This window comes from Anaerolineae bacterium (assembly GCA_016931895.1).
In the GTDB taxonomy this organism is placed as follows: domain Bacteria; phylum Chloroflexota; class Anaerolineae; order 4572-78; family J111; genus JAFGNV01.
This window is the reverse complement of record JAFGDY010000080.1, coordinates 1-5,422: the sequence shown is the minus strand read 5'-3', so window position 1 is coordinate 5,422 and position 5,422 is coordinate 1. Positions and strand designations below refer to the sequence as shown.

General features: G+C 51.1%; 5 protein-coding genes. 1 reads left to right on the top strand and 4 read right to left on the bottom strand.

Going from position 1 to position 5,422, the window contains the following annotated elements:
• The 4 genes from JW953_06375 to JW953_06360 all read right to left on the bottom strand — a co-directional run.
• Positions 1-486, bottom strand: a 486-nt coding sequence (locus JW953_06375) for an extracellular solute-binding protein (protein ID MBN1992311.1), incomplete at its 3' end; no start/stop codon positions are given.
• Positions 487-729: 243 nt separating this feature from the next.
• Positions 730-1,542 (bottom strand): ABC-2 family transporter protein, encoded by an 813-nt coding sequence (locus JW953_06370; protein ID MBN1992310.1) that lies wholly within the window; start codon positions 1,540-1,542, stop codon positions 730-732.
• A 1-nt stretch (position 1,543) separates the two neighbouring features.
• Positions 1,544-2,353, bottom strand: coding sequence for an ABC-2 family transporter protein (locus JW953_06365; protein ID MBN1992309.1), 810 nt, complete (start codon positions 2,351-2,353; stop codon positions 1,544-1,546).
• On the bottom strand, positions 2,340-3,332 hold the full coding sequence (locus JW953_06360; GenBank protein MBN1992308.1) for an ABC transporter ATP-binding protein: 993 nt from the start codon (positions 3,330-3,332) through the stop codon (positions 2,340-2,342). Before JW953_06360 ends, JW953_06365 begins: the two co-directional genes overlap by 14 nt.
• A gap of 290 nt (positions 3,333-3,622) precedes the next feature.
• On the opposite strand from JW953_06360, the gene JW953_06355 reads away from it, so the two are divergent.
• Positions 3,623-5,350, top strand: coding sequence for an APC family permease (locus JW953_06355; GenBank protein ID MBN1992307.1), 1,728 nt, complete (start codon positions 3,623-3,625; stop codon positions 5,348-5,350).
• Positions 5,351-5,422 lie beyond the last annotated feature (72 nt).

Here is a 5,422-nt window from a genome sequence, read left to right as displayed (position 1 = left end):
CAGGTCTTGCCGATAGTAGAGGATTTCGGCGTCGCCGTTGACCGGGATGCCGTAAATCTGCCCATCTACTACGCCAAACCGGCGCAGACCCACGAGCAGGTCATCCGGATCATAATCGGCCGGGTCAACCAGAGCCGGGTTGTTAAAGTACGCATCCAGCGGTTCGAGCCAACCCGAGCGGGCATATTGGGTGACCACCTGGTCGAGCATCAACACGTCAAAGCTGCCCGCGCCCGACGAGACATCGCCGGCCCGTTTTTCCATATATTCTGCTTCGGGATAAGTTTCGACCTTGACCGTGATGCCGGTTGAAGCTTCAAACTCTTTTATCAGCGGGAGCAAGCTATCCGTGTAAGGATGTTGGTTCATGCCTACCACCAGGGTTGTTCCGGCGACTAACCGACTGGCCTGACTGGTCTGCGCCTCAACCAGATTAAGACTCAGCAGACAAAGGATAAGGGTGAGTACCTGCCAGTATCTTTTCAAAGGCGCACCTTCCTTTCGGGTCTCGTCTGCCTCACGAGGAATACTTACATCCTCCTACATGTTATTTTTCATGGTAGCCGGAATCTCTTCATAGTCAAGAGGTTGACTACGTTCATCGGCGAGGGCTTGAGCGGGTGGAAGATGCTGCTCTTCGTTGTCCAAAAGCTTTCATTTCACAGCAGACGTATCTACCTGCCCTGGCCGAAAACCTGGACTTAATGACGTGAGGCTTTCTGAGATAGGCTAACTGCTGGCGCTGTTATAATTTTTAAGTCCCTGCTTCCAAAGTCGCCGCAGAATCACCAACAATACAATCGGCAAAGTGGTCGCCCAGGCCAGGTATACAGGCGGCATTCGCTGCAACACAAACATAGAGGGAAAATTGGAAATGACAAAAATAGGCAAAACAAAGATACCCAGTTGTTGGATCCAACGCGGATAAATATCCATGGGCATATTGTTAAAGTCCCAAAACAAATCGGACACTTCGGCAATGGCGCTGGTGTTGATTAGCCAGAAGGAAAGGATTTGCGGCAGCAGGAACAGGCTGTAGCTCACCAAGACGCTGATGATCATAAACCCCGCATACCCCCCAACGGTGACCAGATTGAGCGGGATGCTCAATCTGGCCCAGGCAACGGCCACTATGATCAGCCCGGCGATGGCGTCTACGGCAAAGATGGTCATATCCGTCATGCGGAGCGTGACCATAAATTGTAGCGACACGGGTTTGGTCATGAGCAGGTCCAACTCGCCGTCTCTAATTTTTAAGCGCAGGCGGAAATTATTGAGCATAAACAAGCCGGCGTAACAGGCCGTGAGCGTGACAAAGGTGCCGATGAACAACAGAATTTCGTCCGGCGACAGGCCGTTGATTTCCACGCCTGAGCGGTAGACCACCACCACGTAAGATAATTTGACAAACAAATAGCCCGTTTCCATGGCCATATTGCCGATGAAATTAAAACGATACTCCATCTGGGCCATCAAGCTGTTTTTGATGAACAGGCTATAAATCAAGATGTGTTTTTTGATTTCGCGAATAATCGCCCGCATTTTAACCTCCGACGGCTACGTAACGTCGGCTGCCGACGCGCCAGAGATAATGAGCTATAACCAGGCAGGCCACAATCCACAGACTCTGGACGAGCACACCCTGAACCGTTTCGATAAAAGAAATTCTGCCGTTGAGCACGTTAATGGGGTAATAAACCGTATACTTAAAAGGCAGCAAGTTTGACGCCCGGATAAACAGCGGGCCAAAAACCTCCAGGGGAAAAATCCCGCCGCTGAGCAGGATGGTGACAATCCGAATCCCTTCAAACAAAAAACCAATTTCAACCACCCAAAAAGCCACCGCGCTAAAACAATAAAAGATAAGAAAATTCAAAACCACGGCCAGGGCCAATGTAGCCAAAAAGGCCAGGCCCCGGTAAAATTCCAACGAAATGCCCAAAAAAGCATTGAGACCCAATAGCACCACCACCAGGATACCCAAAATCATGCCCATGTTGGGCAGCTTTTGGCCCAGGTAGGAGAACAGACGGTAGGGAAAATAGCCAATGGGTTGCACCAAAAATTGGCTAAATTTGCCGTTTTTGATGTCCTCCATGATCTCATACTCAAAGCCGGTGCGCACAATGCGGGCCACCAGCCCGGCCATAAAAGTGTAGGCCAGCATCTGCGGGTAGGTGTAGCCATACACCACCGGCTCGGACGAGTTCCGATAAATGGCCGTCCACATAAACGTTTGGATAAAGATGGGATAGGCGGCGCTGATGAGCGAGAGCAGAAAATTGACCCGGTATTCGAGCGCGGTTTGAAAACCCAATTCAAACACTTTGCTATATTTGTTAAGCCATCGCATCGGCTGCCTCCTGCCGCTGATACAGCAGCGCAATGCCTTCTTCAAGGGGAATATCTTCAATGTTAAAATCCAGCACCGGCAGTTGATCCAGCATGGCCTTGGACCGCTCTTTCAGTTCCGGGCGGGGCACTTCCAGGGTAGCGGTAAAGTCGGCATGCGCTTTGACTTGCCCAAAAGCGGCCAGCGTTTCCCGGCTCACCGGCCGGGAGAGTTGCAGGCGGATAATTTTTGTTTGCTCAAACAGTTTGTTCACCCGCTGGAGATCGCCGTCAAAAACAATCCGGCCCTGGTTGATGATGATGGTCCGCCGGCACAGGTTTTCCACGTCTTGCATATAATGGCTGGTGAGAATGATGGTGGCTTTTTTCTCCTGGTTGTAATACCGGAAGAACTGGCGGATTTTCTTTTGCGAGAGAATGTCCAGCCCGATGGTCGGTTCATCCAAAAAAATCAGTTTGGGTTGATGAATGAGGGCGGCCACCAACTCCATTTTCATCCGCTCGCCCAGCGACAAGCGCCGCACTTGTACATCTAACAACTCCTGCACCCCAAGTAATTCGGTCAGTTCGGCCAGGGTGGCTCGGTAAGTCCGGTCGTCAATTTCATAGATGCATTTGTTGAGATAGAGCGACTCGTTGGCCGGCAGGTCCCACCAGAGTTGGTTCTTCTGGCCCATCACAATGGCAAATTGCATTTTGAAGGCTTTTTTGCGTTCCCAGGGCACGTAGCCCAAAACGGTGGCTTGCCCGCCCGTGGGGTGCAAAATTCCCGACAGCATTTTGAGGGTGGTGGTTTTTCCGGCCCCATTCGGCCCCAAAAAACCGACCATTTCGCCTTCGTTTATCTGGAAAGAAATGTTATTGACGGCTGCTTTCGTCAACTTTTCTCTGTAGAATAAATTCTTGAGCGAATTTTTTAAGCCGAGTTCTTTTTTGTAATAATCAAACGATTTAGAAAGACGGTTTACTTGAATGAGCATTGGCTACTCCCGGAAATAGGTGTTCAATGGCCAAGCAATGAAATACCCCATCCATCAGGAAATGGACGGGGTAAAAATTGCGCAATCCGCTGGCCACTGTTCGATTATAGTCAATAAATCAGTAAACAGCAAAAGGGTCAAAACAAGGCGGCTATTTCGCCAAAAGAGGGCAATTGGATTATGATTAACGATGAATTTGGAGTAATGTAGACTAAAAAACAAACGCGAGGGCGCGTTAATGTCGCCAGGCTCTCGCGTTTCTTTTTCCCCAATAGAATCAAGAGGATAGGATGACAACTTCATACATCAAAATAAAGCGACTGATATTTGGCGAGCCGTTTCCCACCCGGGCCGAAATTCATGAACGGCTGGATAAGGTGCGGGCGCTGGCTATTTTTGCGTCGGACCCCATCAGCAGTAACGCTTACGCCACCGAAGCCATTATGAGCGTGCTCATTTTAATTAGCATGGCGGCCCTGCGCCTGACCCTGCCTATTGCCCTGGGCATCATGGTTTTGGTATTGCTGGTGGTATTTAGCTATACCCAAACCATTTTGCACTATCCTAAAGGCGGGGGAGCCTATATTGTCGCCAAAGATAACCTGGGCACCATGCCCTCGCTGTTTGCGGCGGCGGCCCTGCTGATTGATTATATTCTGACCGTTTCGGTGTCGGTTTCGGCGGGGGTGCGGGCCATTACCTCGGCCCTGCCCCAATTATTCCCTTACAGCGTGTGGTTGGCCCTGCTGGCCATTTTGCTTTTAACCTGGATTAACCTGCGCGGCGTGCGCGAAAGCGGCACCATCTTTGCCCTGCCCACGTATGCCTTTGTGGTCGGCGTATTGGTGATTGTGGTCATTGGCCTGGTTCGTTTGTTTGGAATATTTGGCGCGCCGCCGCCGGTGGTTTCGATGCCGTCTCACGTTGTGGCTAACACAGGGAGTGTTTCTCAATTTCTTTTTCTGTGGCTTATTTTGCGCGCCTTTGCTGCCGGCTGCACCGCCCTCACCGGCATTGAGGCCATCAGCGACGGCGTGGCCGCCTTTAAAGTGCCGGAATCAAAAAACGCCGCCGAGACCATGATTGCTATGGGCGTGATTGCCATGACCCTGTTTATCGGCATCACCTATCTGGCCACCCACATTAATCTGGTGCCCTACGAAGAGCAGAGTATCTTATCGCAATTGGGCCGGGCCGTGACCGCCGGAGTGCCGGGCGGCACCTTCATTTACGGCTGGGTGCAATTTTTTACCATGATGATCCTGATCCTGGCCGCCAATACCGGCTTTCAAGATTTCCCCCGCGTCAGCTCGTTTCTGGCCCAAGATGGTTTTATGCCCCGCTGGATGCAGAACCGGGGCGACCGGTTGGTTTTCAACTACGGTATTACCGTGCTGGCCCTGGTGGCCGCGATTATTGTGATTGCCTTTAGAGCCAGCGAAATTGCCATGCTGCCGCTGTATGCGTTGGGCGTGATGCTGGGGTTTACCTTATCCCAGGCGGGGATGGTGCGCTTGTTTGGCAAAATTACAAAGTTGAAGCCCGGCGAAACCGCCCAAACCGACGTGACCACCATTCATTATGAACGGACGGCCCGCTGGAAACAACTGTTGCCTGCTTTTGGCTCGGTCATCACCGGCATTGTATTGGTTATTCTTATTTTTACCAAGTTTTTAGAAGGGGCCTGGGTGGTGATTGTGGCCATTCCCCTGTTGGTGTGGATGTTCCGTTCCATCTGGCGCCACTATGAAACCGTGGCCGAAGCTTTAAGCCTGAAAAACTTTACCCCGGAGCAGATGCGCTCCATTGCCCATGTGGCCATTATTCCTATGGGCGACATCCACCGCGGCACGCTGCGGGCTATTCGTTACGCCAAACAACTGACTAAAAATGTACAGGTGGTGTCAATTATCACCAACGAAAATACCCGCCAGCGCATACAACAACGGTGGCACCAGTTCTCCATGGTCACCGCTGGAGTGCAATTAAAAACCATTGATTATGAATCTCGCATTTAGACAAAGTGAACTGGCCTGGTCGAAGCCAGGGATTGAATTTGAACCTTAACAATCGAGTTTCAGGCCAATATT